Annotated in this window: 14 protein-coding genes; all 14 read right to left on the bottom strand. The window is 66.6% G+C overall.

Annotated features, from left to right (window positions below; all coding sequences use genetic code 11):
• Window positions 1–47: 47 nt before the first annotated feature.
• Window positions 48–881, bottom strand: a complete 834-nt coding sequence (mazG, locus tag RS027_RS02945; protein WP_311953853.1) for a nucleoside triphosphate pyrophosphohydrolase — start codon at window positions 879–881, stop codon at window positions 48–50.
• A complete protein-coding gene (gene relA, locus RS027_RS02940) occupies window positions 881–3,154 on the bottom strand; it encodes a GTP diphosphokinase (RefSeq protein ID WP_311953851.1) in 2,274 nt (757 codons plus the stop codon). The genes mazG and relA overlap by 1 nt, the downstream gene beginning before the upstream one ends.
• Before the next feature lie 127 nt (window positions 3,155–3,281).
• Window positions 3,282–4,706 carry a TRAM domain-containing protein gene (locus RS027_RS02935; protein WP_311953849.1) on the bottom strand — a complete coding sequence of 475 codons (1,425 nt, stop codon included), beginning with the start codon at window positions 4,704–4,706 and terminating at the stop codon, window positions 3,282–3,284.
• On the bottom strand, window positions 4,707–5,603 hold the full coding sequence (gene cysM / locus RS027_RS02930) for a cysteine synthase CysM (protein ID WP_311953846.1): 897 nt from the start codon (window positions 5,601–5,603) through the stop codon (window positions 4,707–4,709).
• Between the two features lie 78 nt (window positions 5,604–5,681).
• Complete coding sequence (gene acpS / locus RS027_RS02925; RefSeq protein ID WP_311953840.1) at window positions 5,682–6,059, bottom strand: holo-ACP synthase; 378 nt, start codon at window positions 6,057–6,059, stop codon at window positions 5,682–5,684.
• Window position 6,060: 1 nt separating this feature from the next.
• Window positions 6,061–6,864, bottom strand: coding sequence for a pyridoxine 5'-phosphate synthase (pdxJ, locus tag RS027_RS02920; protein WP_311953837.1), 804 nt, complete (start codon window positions 6,862–6,864; stop codon window positions 6,061–6,063).
• A gap of 33 nt (window positions 6,865–6,897) precedes the next feature.
• Window positions 6,898–7,602, bottom strand: a complete 705-nt coding sequence (gene recO, locus RS027_RS02915) for a DNA repair protein RecO (protein ID WP_311954020.1) — start codon at window positions 7,600–7,602, stop codon at window positions 6,898–6,900.
• Window positions 7,603–7,622: 20 nt separating this feature from the next.
• Window positions 7,623–8,522: a GTPase Era gene (era, locus tag RS027_RS02910; protein WP_311953834.1), complete on the bottom strand. Its 900-nt coding sequence runs from the start codon at window positions 8,520–8,522 to the stop codon at window positions 7,623–7,625.
• Window positions 8,519–9,211, bottom strand: coding sequence for a ribonuclease III (gene rnc, locus RS027_RS02905; RefSeq protein ID WP_311953831.1), 693 nt, complete (start codon window positions 9,209–9,211; stop codon window positions 8,519–8,521). The genes era and rnc overlap by 4 nt, the downstream gene beginning before the upstream one ends.
• 70 nt (window positions 9,212–9,281) lie before the next feature.
• Window positions 9,282–10,085, bottom strand: coding sequence for a signal peptidase I (lepB, locus tag RS027_RS02900; protein ID WP_311953828.1), 804 nt, complete (start codon window positions 10,083–10,085; stop codon window positions 9,282–9,284).
• 14 nt (window positions 10,086–10,099) lie between these two features.
• Entirely contained in the window at window positions 10,100–11,914 is a 1,815-nt protein-coding gene (gene lepA / locus RS027_RS02895) for a translation elongation factor 4 (RefSeq protein ID WP_311953825.1), read from the bottom strand.
• Window positions 11,915–12,090: 176 nt separating this feature from the next.
• On the bottom strand, window positions 12,091–13,512 hold the full coding sequence (locus RS027_RS02890) for a DegQ family serine endoprotease (protein ID WP_311953822.1): 1,422 nt from the start codon (window positions 13,510–13,512) through the stop codon (window positions 12,091–12,093).
• A gap of 35 nt (window positions 13,513–13,547) precedes the next feature.
• Complete coding sequence (locus RS027_RS02885) at window positions 13,548–14,666, bottom strand: MucB/RseB C-terminal domain-containing protein (protein WP_311953818.1); 1,119 nt, start codon at window positions 14,664–14,666, stop codon at window positions 13,548–13,550.
• Between the two features lie 6 nt (window positions 14,667–14,672).
• Window positions 14,673–15,413 carry a sigma-E factor negative regulatory protein gene (locus RS027_RS02880; protein ID WP_311953815.1) on the bottom strand — a complete coding sequence of 247 codons (741 nt, stop codon included), beginning with the start codon at window positions 15,411–15,413 and terminating at the stop codon, window positions 14,673–14,675.
• Window positions 15,414–15,478 lie beyond the last annotated feature (65 nt).

Here is a 15,478-nt window from a genome sequence, read left to right as displayed (position 1 = left end):
TCATGGCCTCCTGAGGACCCGGCCGGCCACCGGATCGCGGCTAATGTTTATCGCTTGCGCGACTCGAGACGTTTGGCCGCCTGCCAGCAGCGCTCCATCTCCTCGGCCGACGCCCGGTGCAGGCGCCGTTCGCCGTCGCCCAGGCGCTGCTCGACGTGGCGAAAGCGAGACTCGAAGCGGGCGCTGGTGGCGCGCAGCGCCTGCTCGGGGTCGGCCTTGAGCCGGCGTGCCAGGTTAGTGACGGCGAACAGCAGATCGCCCACTTCTTCCCCGGCCCGGTCGCTATCGCCCTGGGCAAGCGCCTCCTCCACCTCGGCGAGCTCCTCGTGAATCTTGTCCATGACGCCCCGGGTATCGGCAAAGTCAAAACCCACGCCGGCCGCGCGCTTGCCAAGCTTGGCCGCCCGGGAGAGCGCCGGCAGCGCCCGCGGCACGTCATCCAGCACCGAGGCCGGCGCTCGGGCGCGCTGCTCGCGCTCGGCCGCCTTGAGCGCTTCCCAGTTGTGTTTGACGTGGCGCTGCTCCAGGGCGTCCGGATCCGCTCCCGGCGGGCGGCGCGACCCCAGCGTGCCGGCGGGGAAGACGTGGGGGTGGCGCCTTAGCATCTTGGCGGTCAGGGTGTGAACCACGTCGGCAAAGTCGAAGCGTCCTTCTTCCTCGCCAAAGCGGGCGTAGTACACCACCTGAAACAGCAGGTCGCCGAGCTCGCCGGGCAGCTCGTTAAAAGCGCGCCGCTCGATGGCGTCGGCGACCTCGTAGGCCTCTTCCAGAGTGTGCGGCACGATGCTGTTCCAGTCCTGGCGGATATCCCAGGGACAGCCCTGATCCGGATCGCGCAGTACGGCCATCAGCGTCAGCAGGTCATCCATAGTATAGCGCATCAGGCGCCTCCCTTGCCCGCGACGGTCGGCGCGGCGTTTCGCAGCCGGCGCACTTCGATCACGTTTTGCAGCTGCTGGATGCGCGAGAACAGCCGTCCCAGGGTTTCCAGACCGTCCACTTCCAGGGTAATGCGCAGCCGCGCGGTGCCCTCATCCGTGTCGGTGGCGGTGTTGACCGCCAGCACGTTGACTTTCTCGTGGCTCAAAAGGCCGGTGACGTCGCGCAGCAGACCGGAGCGATCCCAGGCCTGGATCTCGACGGTCACCGGATAGCGGGTCTGTTCGCGCTCGCCCCATTCGGCCTCGATAATGCGCTGGGGCTCCTCGGCGCGCAGCTGCAGAAGGTTGGGGCAGTCCTGGCGGTGAACGGTCACCCCGCGCCCCTGGGTGATGAAGCCGGCAATGGGCTCGCCGGGCACCGGGCGGCAGCAGTTGGCCATGCTGGTCTTTAGGTTACCCACCCCCAGCACGGTGATGTCGTTCTGGGCCTTCTGGCTCGACTGGCGCCGGGGCTTGGCCAGCAGCCGGTTGAGCTTTTCCTGATCGTCGTTTTCGCCGAACAGATGCTGGGCCTGGTTAAGCACCTGGCCGATGCGCAGGTCGCCGGCCCCCAGGGCGGCGTACATGTCGTCGGCACCGGCGTAGTTGACCGCAGCGGCCAGCCGGGAAAGGTCAAGGCCTTCCACCGCCAGGCGCCGCATTTCCCGGTCGAACAGCGCGCGCCCTTCTTCCAGGTTCTGATCGCGCGCCTGAAACTTGAACCAGGCCTGGATCTTGGCCCGGGCCCTCGAGGTGCACACGTAGCCCAGGCTCGGGTTCAGCCAGTCGCGGCTGGGGCCGCCCTTGCTGGCGGTCAGGATTTCAACCTGCTGGCTGGTCCTGAGCCGGTAGGTCAGCGGCACGATGCGCCCGTCGACCTTGGCGCCCCGGCAGCGGTGGCCGACCTCGGTGTGCACCCGGTAGGCAAAGTCGATGGGCGTGGAAACGCTTGGCAGGTCAATGACGTGCCCTTCCGGGGTGAAGACGTAAATGCGGTCGGGGGCGACGTCGCTTGCCAGGCCTTCGCGCAGATCGCCCAGGTCGCCGACTTCGTCCTGCCACTCGAGCACGTGGCGCAGCCAGGCGATCTTTTCTTCGTAGCCGCGGCTCTTGCCCCGGGAGTCGTGGCCCTTGTAGCGCCAGTGGGCACAGACGCCAAGCTCGGCTTCGTCGTGCATGGCAAAGGTGCGAATCTGGATCTCCAGCACCTTGTTTTCCGGCCCGAGCACCGCGGTGTGCAGCGACTGATAGCCGTTCTGCTTGGGATTGGCGATGTAGTCGTCAAACTCGTCGGGCACGTGGTGCCAGCGCGAATGGACAATGCCCAGCACGGTGTAGCAGTCGGCCACGTTGGGCACCAGGATGCGCACCGCGCGGATGTCGTTAACCTGGGAAAAATCGATCCCCTTGCGCTTCATCTTGCGCCAGATGGAATAGATGTGCTTGGCCCGGCCGCTGACGTCATAGTCGCGGATGCCCTGATCGCTCATCAGGTACTTGAGCGTCTCGACCACGTCGCTGATGTAGCGGGTGCGATCCAAGCGCTTTTCCGCCAGCTGTTTGGCAATGGCCTTATAGTCGTCGGCGTGCCGGTAGCGAAACGCCAGGTCCTCAAGCTCCCACTTGACCTGGCCGATGCCCAGCCGGTGGGCCAGCGGGGCATAGATCTCGGCCACTTCGTTGGCCACTTCCAGGCATTTTTCCCGGGGCGCATCGCGCACCTGTCGCAGCGCGCAGGTGCGCTCGGCAATCTTGATCAGCGCCACGCGCACGTCGTCGACCATGTTGACCAGCATCTTGCGCAGGTTTTCCTGCTGGTTGTGCTGGCCCATGTCCTGGTGCGGCGCGTGGGGATGGCTGATGGCGGCCATTTGCAGCACGCCGTCGATCAGCCCCGCCACTTCGTCGCCGAAGCGTTTGGCAACGGCCTCCAGCGTCATCAGCCGTTCGCGCACTGAGCGATAGAGCACGGCCGCTTCCAGCGCCGCCTGGTCAAGCTTGAGCTCGCCGAGGATGTCCGCCATCTCAAGCCCCATGCGAAAGCTCGAGCCCGGCGTCAGAAAGCCGCGCGGCGCGTCGGGGGATTCCCACTCCAGCCTGTCGGCAAGCTCGCAGGCCTCGCGCAAGCGCTCGGCGTCGTCAAGGCGCACGTCCTGCTGCAGGCGCTTGAGCCATTGAGGTATGTCGACCCTGCCGTCGGGCGTCAGCGGTTGGTCTTCACGCACTTTGACCATGTCGTTCACTTATCCTTCGGCCGCTGCCGCCAGCCTCTGCTCGTGACGGCCCTGCGCCGGTAGTTGCCTTTGCCTTGCCGCCCTGACCGGGCGGCTCAAACGATCCTTCAAGCCCTGTGACCACGCCTTAGCTGGCGCCGGGCTCCCGGGTATCCTCCAGCAGCATCAGCGTTTCCATATGGGCAGTGTGCACAAACATGTCGGCGACGGCCACTTGGCCGATGCGATAGCCGCCGGCCGTGAGCAGCGCGACGTCTCGGGCAAGCGTCGCCGGGTCGCAGGACACGTAGGCCAGCCGCCCGGGGCGCCGGGCGGCGTCGGCAAGCGCCCGGCAGGCGGCCTCGGCCCCGGCTCGGGGCGGGTCAAGAATCAGGGTATCGGCCGCGGTCTCGTCGAGCAGCGCAGCCGCGCTACCCGGGGCGTTGAGATCAACCCGGGTGGCGCGCACTTCAAGGCCGTTACGCCGGGCGTTGGCCGCCAGGCGCTCGACCATGGCCGGGTGGCCTTCGACCGCGGTGACGCTGGCGCCGGCCGCCGCGGCGGGGAGGCTGAAGTTGCCGATACCGGCGAAGAGGTCGAGGTAGCGCTCGCCGGGCGCCGGCTTAAGCCACGCCATGACTCGGGCCACCATCTGCGCGTTGACCGCGGCGTTGGCCTGGAGAAAGTCACCCGACGCCGCCCCCAGCGTCAGCGGCGCAAGGCCCGGCAGCGCCAGCGTGTCGGCCAGAGCCGGCGGCTCGCTCAGCCACTCGAGCCGCGGGGTATCGCGGCCCTCGAGCAGGCCAAGCGCCACTCGGTGCTCGGCGAGCCGGTGAGCAAAGGCCCGCCAGCGCTCGGCATCCCGGGCGTGGGGCTTTAGCTGGCGCACCGTGATCGCGCTGCCGCCGGCGGTGGCGACCAGCTCGACGTGGCCCACCTGGCGCGGCGCTTCAAGCGTGCCGATTACCTCGCGCAGCGGCGCCAGCAGCGCGGCAAGCTCGGGCACTAGCACGTAGCAGCGCTCGATATCCACCAGCCGCTGGCTGCCCGCCGCGCGAAAACCCACCAGCACGCGCCCCTGGCCGTCGACGTTGACACCCAGCCGCGCCCGGCGGCGGTAGTCTTCTGCCGGAGTGGCGAGCATGGCGATATCGTCGGGAAGCTCAAGGCCCTGGCGGGCGAACAGCTCGCGCACGACCGCGATCTTGTGCTCGCGCTGGGCGTTAAGGGTCATGTGCTGCAGGTCGCAGCCGCCGCAGCGGCCGAAATACGCGCAGGGCGGGGTGACCCGCTTGGGCGAGTCGCTCAGCCGCTGCCTGACGTGCGCTTCGTCAAAGCGCTTGCGGGTGCGGTGCACCGCGACCTCGACCTCTTCACCGGGTAGCGCGCGCTCCACAAACAGGGTCTTGCCCGCGGCGGAGCGCGCCACGCCGCGCCCGTCGTGGGCCAGCCGCTCGACGGTCACGGTAGGTGCATCGGTATCGGCCGGCGCTTTCTCGCCGTGCGGCGCCCGCGCCAGCCCCGAGACGCCGGATTTGCGGCGCGGCGGGCGCTTTTTGCCCAGCATGGCCATCTACACCTCCGGGGCGTAAAGGCCGGTGGACAGGTAGCGGTCGCCGCGGTCGCAGACGATAAACACGATCACCGCGTTTTCCACCCGCTCGGCGATGCGCAGCGCCCCGGCGAGGCTGCCGCCGGAGGAAACGCCGGCAAAAATGCCCTCTTCCCGGGCCAGCCGGCGCATGTGCTCTTCGGCTTCGAACTGGCCGATATCCAGGGTGGTATCCACCCGCGAGGCGTCGAATATCGACGGCAGGTAGGCCTCGGGCCAGCGGCGAATGCCGGCAATGCTGGCGCCGTCCTCGGGCTGCAGGCCGACGATTTCCACCTCGGGATTGCGCTCCTTGAGGTAGCGCGACACGCCCATGATGGTGCCGGTGGTGCCCATGGAGCTGACGAAATGCGTTACCTCACCGCCGGTCTGCTCCCAGATTTCCGCGCCGGTGGTGCGGTAGTGGGAGAGCGGGTTATCCGGGTTGGCGAACTGGTCCAGGGGCTTGCCTTCGCCCCGGGCAATCATCGCCTCGGCAATATCCCGGGCCTCTTCCATGCCGCCCTCCTTGCTTGCCGAAATCAGCGTCGCGCCGTAGGCCGCCATGGCGTGCTTGCGCTCTTCGGAGGCGCTTTCCGGCATTACCAGCACCATGCGGTAGCCAAGGATCGCCGCGGCCATGGCCAGCGCAATGCCGGTGTTGCCCGAGGTGGCTTCGACCAGGGTATCGCCGGGGGCAATGTCACCGCGCTTTTGCGCCTCGGCGAGCATCGCCATGGCCGGCCGGTCCTTGACCGAGCCCGCCGGGTTGTCGCCTTCAAGCTTGGCAAGCAGGGTGTTGTTGCGCCCGGCGCCGATACGCTTCAGGCGCACCAGCGGCGTGTTGCCAACGGTATCTTCCAGGGTCGGGTATTCCATGGTGCCTTCCTTCTTGTCATCGTTAGCCGGCATTGTATCGCGGCAAGTGCGGACGAGACAGGTACGCCGCTGGGCCGATTAGCGCTCCAGCACCACAAAGGCCAGGGCGTATTCGGCCTCGTCGCTTAGCGTGAGGTGGCTGAGCTGCACGCCGGCCGTTTGCGCCACCGCCTCTGCCTGGCCGCTCAGGGCGAGCTCGGGCTTGCCCAGCGAGTCGTTGAGCACCTGGATATCGTGCAGCTGAATCCCCCAGCGAAAGCCGGTACCCAGCGCCTTGACGAAGGCCTCCTTGGCGGCAAAGTGCTTGGCCAGAAACGCCGCCGGAAAAGCATGGCGCGTAAAGCGCCAGTACTCGTCGTCGCCCAGCAGGCGCCGAGGAAAGCGCTCGCCGTGGCGCTCGAGCGCCGCCTCGAAGCGGGGCACCCGGGCAATGTCCGAACCGATGCCGATGATCACCTCAGCGCTCCCGGCCGTGATCGTGATCGCCGTGGTCGTGGGCGTCCAGCGCCGCCATGAGCCCGGCTTCCTGGCCGGCGATGATCAGGCGCTTCATCTCGCCCACCGCGTCCTTCAGCCCGGTAAACAGCGCCCGGGCGATAATCGCGTGGCCGATGTTGAGCTCGTTGATGCCGGGAAGCGCGGCCACGGCCTCGGCGTTGTGGTAGTGCAGGCCGTGGCCGGCGTTGACGGTAAGCCCCTGCTCGCCTGCGTGCACGGCGGCGGCGGTGAGGCGCTGGTATTCGGCGTTGGCGGCGGCGCTTCCGGGTGCCGCCTCGGCAAAGCCGCCGGTGTGCAGCTCGACGGTCGAGGCGCCGGCGCGCACGGCGGCGTCGATCTGGGTGAACTCGGGGTCGATGAACAGCGATACGTCGCTGCCGGCGGCGGCCAGGCGGCGGCAGGCGCTGGCGCAGGCGTCAAACCCGCCGGCGACGTCGAGCCCGCCTTCGGTGGTCAGCTCTTCGCGCTTTTCCGGCACCAGGCAAGCGTGGGCCGGGCGGACCTCTTCGGCCAGCGCCAGCATCTCCTCGGTAATCGCCATTTCCAGGTTCATCCGGGTGTTGAGCACCTGGGCGATCAGGCGCACGTCCCGGGGCTGGATGTGGCGGCGGTCTTCGCGCGGGTGGACGGTAATGCCGTCCGCGCCGGCCTCCTCGGCCAGCAGCGCGGCCTGCACCGGGTCAGGATAGCGCGTGCCGCGCGCCTGGCGCAGCGTGGCCACGTGGTCGATATTGACACCCAACAGGATACGCGGGGGATGCATAAAACCTCCAAAACGTGACAAGAGCGCCGCGCCTCAGTCGGTACCGCGGGCGCGGCGGCGATGAATCAGATCCTGCAGCAGGCGCCGGGAGCGAAGCTCGGTATGGCCGAGATGCGGCGCCAGAGCCTGGCGCATCAGCGCCTTGAGGGCCCCGGCAAGCCCCGGCTGGTGCCACCCGCCCCGGGCCAGGTAACGCAGGGCACGGCCGTCGATACCGCCGGCGGCGGGGATAAAGGCGCCGCTTGGCGCATCAAAGGCGTAGCGCGTCTGCCCGTCGAGTGCCGCCCCGTCCGGGGTGGCAAAGCGCGGCGTGGCGCCCAGCGCCTCAAGCAGCGCCCACTCGTAGCGGCGCAGCGCCAGCATGCGCTCGGCCGGGCGCGGCAACGCGTCCAGCAGCGCAGTATAGAACGCAAATACCTCGGCGGCGGGCATTTCCGGCGGCAGTAGCCGGGTCGCCAGCTCGTTGGCATAAAGCCCGCACAAAAGCCCTTCCCCGGCCAAAAGCGCCACCTGCCCGCGAGTCTCCATGAGCCTCAGGCGCTTGAGCTCGCGCTCGCCCCGCCAGGTCACAAACAGCGGCGCAAACGGCTGCAGGCGCTGGCGGGACTTCGCGCCCGGGCGCTGAACGCCCCGGGCCACGGCGCGTATGCGGCCGTGGTCAAGGGTCAGCAGATCCACCAGCGCGCTGGTTTCGCGATACGGCCGGCGGTGGAGCAGAAAAGCCGGCTCGGGCGACATCTGCCGGGTTACCAAGCGCGTCAGTCCAGGTCGTAGCCAAGGCTCTTGAGCGCTCGGCTATCGTCGGACCAGCCGCGCTTGATCTTGACCCAGAGGTTGAGCATCACCTTGCCGTCGAGCACGCGTTCGATATCCAGCCGGGCATCGCGGCCGATGCTCTTGATGCGCTCGCCGCGATCGCCGATGAGGATGACCTTCTGCCCCTGGCGCTCGACCAGAATCAGCGCGCTGATGTGGGTGACATTGCCGGCTTCGCGAAACTCTTCGATTTCCACGGTCATCTGGTACGGCAGCTCGTCGCCGAGCTGGCGGGTGATCTTTTCGCGCACCAGCTCCGCGGCCATGAAGCGCAGGCTGCGATCGGTGACCTGGTCGTCGGGGAAATAGTGCACGCTTTCCGGCAGCCGGGACATCACCTCGCCTTCCAGCGCCGCCACGTTGGTGCCGTGCTTGGCGGAGATCGGCACAATGGCGGCAAACTCGCGCCGGGCGCCCACGGATTCGAGCCAGGGCAGAAGCTCGCTCTTGTCCTGGAGGCGATCCACCTTGTTGACCGCCAGAATCACCGGGGCGGTGACGTGCTCCAGACGCTCGAGCACGGCCTGGTCTTCATCACTCCAGCGGGTGCGGTCAATGATGAACACCACGCAGTCCACGTCGCGCAGAGCCCGGCCTGCCGCCTGGTTCATGAAGCGGTTGATGGCCTTGTTGCGATCCTTGGACATGATGTGCATGCCCGGCGTGTCCACGTAGATGCACTGGGCCTCGTCCTGGGTCTTGATGCCCATGACCTGGTGGCGCGTCGTCTGGGGGCGGCGCGACGTGATCGACACTTTCTGCCCCAGAATGCGGTTCATCAGCGTGGACTTGCCCACGTTGGGGCGCCCGACAATGGCCGCGAATCCACAGGTTTGGGTCATGCGTTTTCTCCAGGGCGTTTTTCCAGGTAGCCAAGGGCGTCGCCGGCCGCCTGCTGTTCGGCGTGACGGCGGCTGGCGCCCTTGCCGGTAGTGTGCTGCTCAAGCAGCTCGACGTGACACTCCACGGTAAAGGTCTGGGCGTGGGCTTCGCCTTTGACCGACACCACCTCGTAGTGCGGCAGCGCCGCCTGGCGGGACTGCAGGAACTCCTGCAGGCGGGTCTTGGGGTCTTTTTGCGTATCCTGCAGGGAGATGTTGGCCAGGCGCTCGCTGAACCAGGCAAGAATGCGCTCGCTGACCGCGGCCATGCCGGTGTCCAGATAGATCGCCCCGATCACCGCCTCGACGGCGTCGGCGAGGATCGAGTCGCGCCGGTGGCCGCCGCTTTTCATCTCGCCGGATCCCAGCCGCAAACACTCGCCAAAGCTCATTTCGCGGGCCAGCTCGGCCAGGGTCTGGCCTTTTACCAGCCGCGCCCGGAGCCTGGAAAGCTGGCCCTCCCGGGCCTCGGGAAAGCGCTCGAAAAGCGCCTGGGCGATGACAAAATTGACGATCGAGTCACCCAAAAACTCCAGGCGCTCGTTGTTGCGACCGCCGTAGCTGCGATGCGTCATGGCAAGCTCCAGCAGCGCCGTATCGTTGAATTCGTAGCCGATACGTCGGCTAAAGGCGTTCAGGGTCTGACTCACGGGACTCCCAGGTCACAGACGTTGATGCGTGAATGAGGCATAGGCGATGTGTAAAACGTTGAGCACACGCTTACTCGATGTGCCTGATACTGGTAAAGCTCGGCAGTCCGCCGTCCCAGTGCATCCATACGGCAAAGGCGCGGCCGACGATGTTCTCCTCCGGCACAAAGCCCCAGTAGCGGCTGTCGTTGGAGTGGTCGCGGTTATCGCCCATCATGAAATAGTGGCCTTCGGGCACCTCGACTTCGCGCACCTGGGGGCCGGGGTCCAGCGGATTATTATAGATGTCGTGACGGGTTTCGCCCAGCGTTTCGCCCAGCAGCAGCTGGCGGGGCGAGGCCTCGGGCCCCTTTTCTACCAGCGTTTTGGCCACCGCTTCGCCGTTGACGTAAAGCTGCTTGCCCTCGTAGCGGATCCGGTCGCCGGGAAGCCCAATTACGCGCTTGATGAAGTTGACCGACGGCTCTTCGGGGTAGCGAAACACCATCACATCGCCGCGCTCGGGATCCGCCACGTCGAGAAACTTGGTGTTGATTACCGGCAGGCGCAGGCCGTAGGCGTACTTGTTGACCAGGATGAAATCCCCGACCTTGAGCGTGGGGCGCATGGAGCCCGAGGGAATCTGGAACGGCTCGATGATAAAGCTGCGCACCACCAGCACCACCAGCAGCACGGGGAAAAAAGACCGCGCATAGTCGACGGGCCAGGGCTCCTTGTAGAGCTTCGCGCGCTCGGCCGCGCCCAGCCCGCCATCGCTTGTCGCCTCGGCGCGGGCCGCTCGGGCGCGGCGGCGCGGACGCCAGATGACAATGTCCAGCAAACAGATCACGCCGGACAGCGCTACGGCCAGAACCAGCAGTAAGGAAAAATTCATGGGTAGCGTCTGTCCTAGTCGTTGACTCTGAGCACGGCGAGAAAGGCATCCTGAGGAATCTCCACGCGCCCTACCTGCTTCATGCGTTTTTTACCGGCCTTCTGCTTTTCCAGCAGCTTTTTCTTACGCGTAATGTCGCCGCCGTAGCACTTGGCGGTAACGTTCTTGCGCAGCGCCTTGACCGTGGAACGCGCCACCACCTGGCCGCCGATGGCGGCCTGGATCGCCACGTCAAACATCTGTCGGGGGATAAGCTCTTTCATCTTCTCCACCAGCGCCCGCCCCCGAGGGTGGGCCTGATCGCGGTGAATGATCACCGCCAAGGCGTCGACCTTGTCACCGTTGATCAGCACGTCCAGGCGCACCAGCTTCGCCGCCTCGAAGCGCTCGAAGTTGTACTCAAGCGACGCATAGCCCTTGGACAGCGACTTGAGACGGTCAAAGAAGTCCATGACTACCTCGGACATGGGCAGCTCGTAGGTGAGCTGGATCTGGTTGCCGAGAAACTGCATGTCGAGCTGGCTGCCCCGGCGCTGCTCGCACTCGGCAATGACGTTGCCGACAAACTCCTGGGGCACAAGGATGCTCGCGCGCACGATGGGCTCGCGCATTTCTTCCACGTCCGCAAGATCGGGCAGCTTCGACGGGTTGGACACGTAGCGCACGTCGCCGTCTTCCATCATCAGCTCGTAAATCACCGTGGGGGCCGTGGTCAGCAGGTCGAGATCGTATTCGCGCTCCAGGCGTTCCTGGACGATCTCCATGTGCAGGGTACCGAGGAAGCCGACGCGAAAGCCAAAACCCAGCGCATCGGAGTTTTCCGGCTCGTAGGCCAGCGACGCGTCGTTGAGCGAGAGCTTTTCCAGGGCGTCGCGAAAACCCTCGTAGTCGTCGGCGCTCACCGGGAACATCCCCGCATAAACCTGGGGCTTGACCTGCTGGAAGCCCGGCAGCCGGGGCACATCGGGCGTCTTGCTGTGGGTGATGGTGTCGCCCACCGGCGCGCCCTGGATATCCTTGATGCCGGCCACCAGAAACCCCACCTCGCCGGCGCGCAGCACGTCGGTCTGCTTGCGCAGCGGGGTAAAAATGCCCACCTCGGTGGACACCCAGTCGCCGCCGGTGGATGAGATCCGTACTTTATCGCCCTTGCGCAGGGTGCCGTCAAAAAGCCGCACCAGCGACACCACGCCCAGGTAGTTGTCGAACCAGGAGTCGATGATCAGCGCCTGCAGCGGCGCCTCGACGTCGCCTTTGGGCGGCGGCACGTCGCGCACCAGGCGCTCCAGCAGCTCTTCGATACCCAGGCCGCTCTTGGCCGAGACCTGGCAGGCATCGGCGGCGTCGATGCCGATGATTTCCTCGATCTCCTGGGCCACGCTGTCCGGGTCGGCCTGGGGCAGATCGATTTTATTGAGCACCGGCAGCACTTCCAGGTCCTGCTCCACCGCGGTATAGCAGTTGGCCACAGACTGGGCCTCGACGCCCTGGGCGGCGTCCACCACCAGCAGCGCGCCCTCGCAGGCGTAGAGCGAGCGCGACACTTCGTAGGAAAAATCCACGTGGCCGGGGGTGTCGATGAAGTTGAGCTGATAGACCTCGCCGTCGGCGGCCCGATAATCCAGGGTGACCGACTGCGCCTTGATGGTGATACCGCGCTCGCGCTCGATATCCATGGAGTCCAGCACCTGCTCTTTCAGCTCGCGGTCGGTGAGCCCGCCGCAGACCTGGATCAGCCGATCCGACAGCGTAGATTTGCCGTGGTCGATGTGCGCGATGATGGAGAAATTTCGTATATGATTGATAGTGCTTCGTTTTTTATCTGTCATCAGGTGCCACAATCCGATTCATGGTCACGCCCTTGGCGACATTTAGCGCAGCGTGCGTAAATAATGACGGTCATTGTACCGCTCCCGGATGCGCCGTGCTATGGCAGGTCGGGGCCGGCAGGTGCAATAAAAAAGCCCGGCGCGAAGCCGGGCATCAGATACACGGGCTCGGGCGTTTAGTCCAGGCGCAAAGCCACGAACAGCGAGCGGCCGTCCCGGTAGAGCCGCAGCGGAATCGCGCGGTCGTCGGGCAGCGCCTCGACCCGCTCGCTGAGCTCTTTGGCTGTGGATACGCTCTGGTGGTCGATGCTGACCAGGATATCGCCGGGGCGAATGCCCGCGCGGGCGGCAGCGCTGCCCGGTTCGACGTCGCGCACTTCCACGCCGCCGTCGACGTTGAGCCGCTCGCGCAGGGCGTCGTCGATTTCACCGACTTCCACACCTAGGCGGGCCTGGCTGTCGTTTCGGCTCTGATCGCGGGACGGCTGATCGCTGTCGGGCCAGCTGCCTAACGCCACCTTTTCGGTCATTTTCTCCCCGTCGCGCATCAGCGAGAGCTCGACCGTTTCATCCGGCGCCACCCGGCCAATCAGACGCGGCAGCGTGCTCGAGCGCGTCACTTCCTGATCGTTCACCGCGAGGATAATATCGCCGGCCTGCAGGCCACCTTTGGCCGCCGGGCCGTCGGGATCAAGGTCGGCAATCAGCGCGCCGCCGGGCTTGTCCATGCCGAAGGACTCGGCCAGATCCCGGGACACCGGCTGGATCATCACCCCGAGCCAGCCGCGGTCGACGCGGCCCTCGTCGCGCAGCTGATCGGCCACGTCCATGGCCACGTTGATGGGAATGGCGAACGACAGCCCCATGAAGCCGCCGCTGCGGGTGAATATCTGCGAGTTGATGCCGATCACCTCGCCGTCCAGGTTGAACAGCGGGCCGCCGGAGTTGCCCGGGTTGATGGCCACGTCGGTCTGGATGAACGGCACGTAGGCGTCCCGCGGCAGGGTGCGGTTCATCGCGCTGATGATGCCCGACGTCACCGAATGGTCGAAGCCGAAGGGCGAGCCGATGGCGGCCACCCAGGCGCCGACTTCAAGCGCGTCGGAATCGCCGAGCGTAAGCGTCGGCAGATCGTCGGCGTCGACGCTCAGCAGCGCAATATCGGTCTTGGGGTCGCTGCCAACGACTTCCGCTGCCATCTCGCGGCGGTCGTTGAAGCGCACCAGGATTTCATCGGCGTCTTCCACCACGTGGGCGTTGGTGAGGATGTAGCCGTCTTCGCTGATGACAAACCCGGAGCCCAGCGACTGGCGCTCCTGGCTGCGACCGCGCCCACCGCCGTGCCCCGGCGGCACCGGCGAACGGTCGCCGAAGAAATGGCGAAAGATTTCCGGAATGTCCTGGCCTTCAAAGCCGTGCAGCGGCGAGCCGCCCCGCCGCTCGATCGTGCGGCTGGTGGCGATGTTCACCACCCCCGGCGCGGCGTCCTTGACCAGCTGGGTGAAGTCCGGCAGGTCCCGCGCCTGAGCGGCGCTGCCGGCGGTAACCACGAACAGCAAACATAGCCACAGCGTGGCCGGGAGGATCAAGCGCTTCATGCAAGAACTCCTTGGGTGATGGGACATCTTTCTTCCTACGCCGGGCCATCGGCGTCCGAGCTTTCGGTATCCGCCTCGGTGCGCGTTACCGAACGGGCGATGCGGCCAAGCAGCTTGGGCGGCACTTCGCCGATGGCAATGACCTGCCAGGAATCAGCGGTATCATGGCGCTCCACGGCAATCGCCGAGGCGCCCAGCCGGTGCACGCCGGTGGCAAGGGCCGTGGTGGCCGCGGGCGCTTCGACAAACACGCTGACGGTGGAGAGCCCGTCGCTGTAAAGCCGCCGGGTGCGGCCTTCGTGTTCTTCTTTCACCGTATCGGGCTGCTCTACCATACCTTCGGGCAGCCAGCCGGTTTGCCAGTCCGGCCCTTCATCGCGCTGGGGCGGCGCTACCGTCACATCGCGGGTGTAGCGCTTGGGCGTTTTCAGCCGGGTAATCTGGAAGGTCTCCAAAATGGCGTCGTCGTTATCGCGCAGCACGTGCTTGAGCAAAAGCCCGGTGTCCCGGTCAAGCCACCACTGGTGGCGGTAACGATCGCCGCTTTTGGGGGTAAAGGTCAGCGCCACCGCATCGCGGCCGGCTACGCGCTTGTCCGCGTCGAGCGTTATGTCGTAAACCGAGGCTACGTGCTCGGCCCAGCGCCTGGGCATGGGGGCGGGGTTATCAGCGCTGTCGGCGCCCTCGCCGGGGCTGCTTGCGTCGTCTGCCGGCGCCGGACGGCCGCCGGGCCAGCCCCAAAGGCCGGCCCGGGCGTGGCGCTCGACGTTGACTGACGGCCCGTCGAGGTGCTGAATCACCTGCTGGCGGACGCCGTCCTGAATGCGGTGGGAAAGCGCCAGGGTGCGCACGTTGAGCGCGTCGATCGCCACGGCCCGGGCCTGAAAGCTGTAGCAGTGGCTCGCCTGCAGGCTTTCGGTGAGCCACGCCACCGGCGTTTGCGGCCTGTTATCGTCCAGCGCCTCGCAGCGAAGCGTCGCCTCGCCTGTCGGGTCGTCGGCGTCTTCCGCCGCGGCCGGCGCTGCGATCAAGGCACCGCACACTATCAGCAGCCCCAGGGCGGCACCCCGGCCGCTGCGCCGCCGGGAAGGAAGCGAGCGGCAGGTAAGGGCTTCAGGCACGGCGGAAAACGAGTTGCGTGGTGTACGGCGCATCGGCAGTTAGCGCCCCAGCGCGTCAGACATGGCCGATGAGCGCGAAAGCGGCAGCCAGCTATCGCTGTTGCTGTAGGCCGCGCCGTGGGCGTGCTCCTGAAGGTAGGACTGCAGCAGGTGGATCTGCTCGCTGTCGACCTGGGCGGCCGCCCGGGACGCGCTAGCCTGACCGGCCGATGCGGCCATGCTGCCGCCGTCGCTTACGGTCATTAGCCCCTGGCGGCGACTTTCCTGGCTCAGCTGGAACGGCGTGGGCTCAAACATCGGCGTGCCGCTGCCTGTTCCGGAGGCAGCCAGGTTAACCGGCTGGGGAACGGCACGGGCGCCTTCATCCGAGCTCGCCATGGGCTCGTCGGCAGGCTCGGGCGTGCCGGCGATATTGCTGCCGCTATTGCCGAAATACTGCACGCCGGTAATCACCATCAGCGACACGGCGGCGGCGACGCCGGCACCGCGCATCAGCGAAACCCGGGACGACGCCCTCGCAGCGGGAGCAGCCGAGGCGGCAGGCGCCTCGACCACCGGCGCCGGTTCGTCCTGCAGCCGAGCCATGATGCCCGCCGACAGGTCGGCGCCGGTATCCACGCCGTGGTCGCGCTGCATCAGGCTGCGCGCCAGGTGGTAGCGCCGCCAGGCATCCGCCGCGCCGGCATCGTCGGGCAGTGCTTTCAGCACCCGCCGCAGTTCCAGTTCGTCACCTTCGCCGTCCATTAACGCCGAAAGAGTTTCCCGTGTGTCTTGACTCATGCTTCACACCCTCACACTGATTGGAGAAAGCCGACGCCAGTTCGGCTTTAGCTGAGGCGTTTGCC

It is taken from the genome of Halomonas garicola (genome assembly GCF_031935715.1).
Classification (GTDB): Bacteria; Pseudomonadota; Gammaproteobacteria; order Pseudomonadales; family Halomonadaceae; genus Vreelandella; species Vreelandella garicola.
The sequence above is the reverse complement of the archived record's forward strand: the minus strand, read 5'-3'. Positions and strand labels throughout refer to the sequence as shown.

Excerpts from the sequence above, each read along its gene's own strand:
- lepB (WP_311953828.1), bottom strand. The coding sequence starts at position 10,085 with ATGAATTTTTCCTTACTGCTGGTTCTGGCCGTAGCGCTGTCCGGCGTG.
- RS027_RS02935 (WP_311953849.1), bottom strand. The coding sequence starts at position 4,706 with ATGGCCATGCTGGGCAAAAAGCGCCCGCCGCGCCGCAAATCCGGCGTC.
- recO (WP_311954020.1), bottom strand. The coding sequence starts at position 7,602 with ATGTCGCCCGAGCCGGCTTTTCTGCTCCACCGCCGGCCGTATCGCGAA.
- RS027_RS02880 (WP_311953815.1), bottom strand. The coding sequence starts at position 15,413 with ATGAGTCAAGACACACGGGAAACTCTTTCGGCGTTAATGGACGGCGAA.
- RS027_RS02885 (WP_311953818.1), bottom strand. The coding sequence starts at position 14,666 with ATGCGCCGTACACCACGCAACTCGTTTTCCGCCGTGCCTGAAGCCCTT.
- mazG (WP_311953853.1), bottom strand. The coding sequence starts at position 881 with ATGCGCTATACTATGGATGACCTGCTGACGCTGATGGCCGTACTGCGC.
- cysM (WP_311953846.1), bottom strand. The coding sequence starts at position 5,603 with ATGGAATACCCGACCCTGGAAGATACCGTTGGCAACACGCCGCTGGTG.
- relA (WP_311953851.1), bottom strand. The coding sequence starts at position 3,154 with ATGGTCAAAGTGCGTGAAGACCAACCGCTGACGCCCGACGGCAGGGTC.
- lepA (WP_311953825.1), bottom strand. The coding sequence starts at position 11,914 with ATGACAGATAAAAAACGAAGCACTATCAATCATATACGAAATTTCTCC.
- pdxJ (WP_311953837.1), bottom strand. The coding sequence starts at position 6,864 with ATGCATCCCCCGCGTATCCTGTTGGGTGTCAATATCGACCACGTGGCC.
- RS027_RS02890 (WP_311953822.1), bottom strand. The coding sequence starts at position 13,512 with ATGAAGCGCTTGATCCTCCCGGCCACGCTGTGGCTATGTTTGCTGTTC.
- era (WP_311953834.1), bottom strand. The coding sequence starts at position 8,522 with ATGACCCAAACCTGTGGATTCGCGGCCATTGTCGGGCGCCCCAACGTG.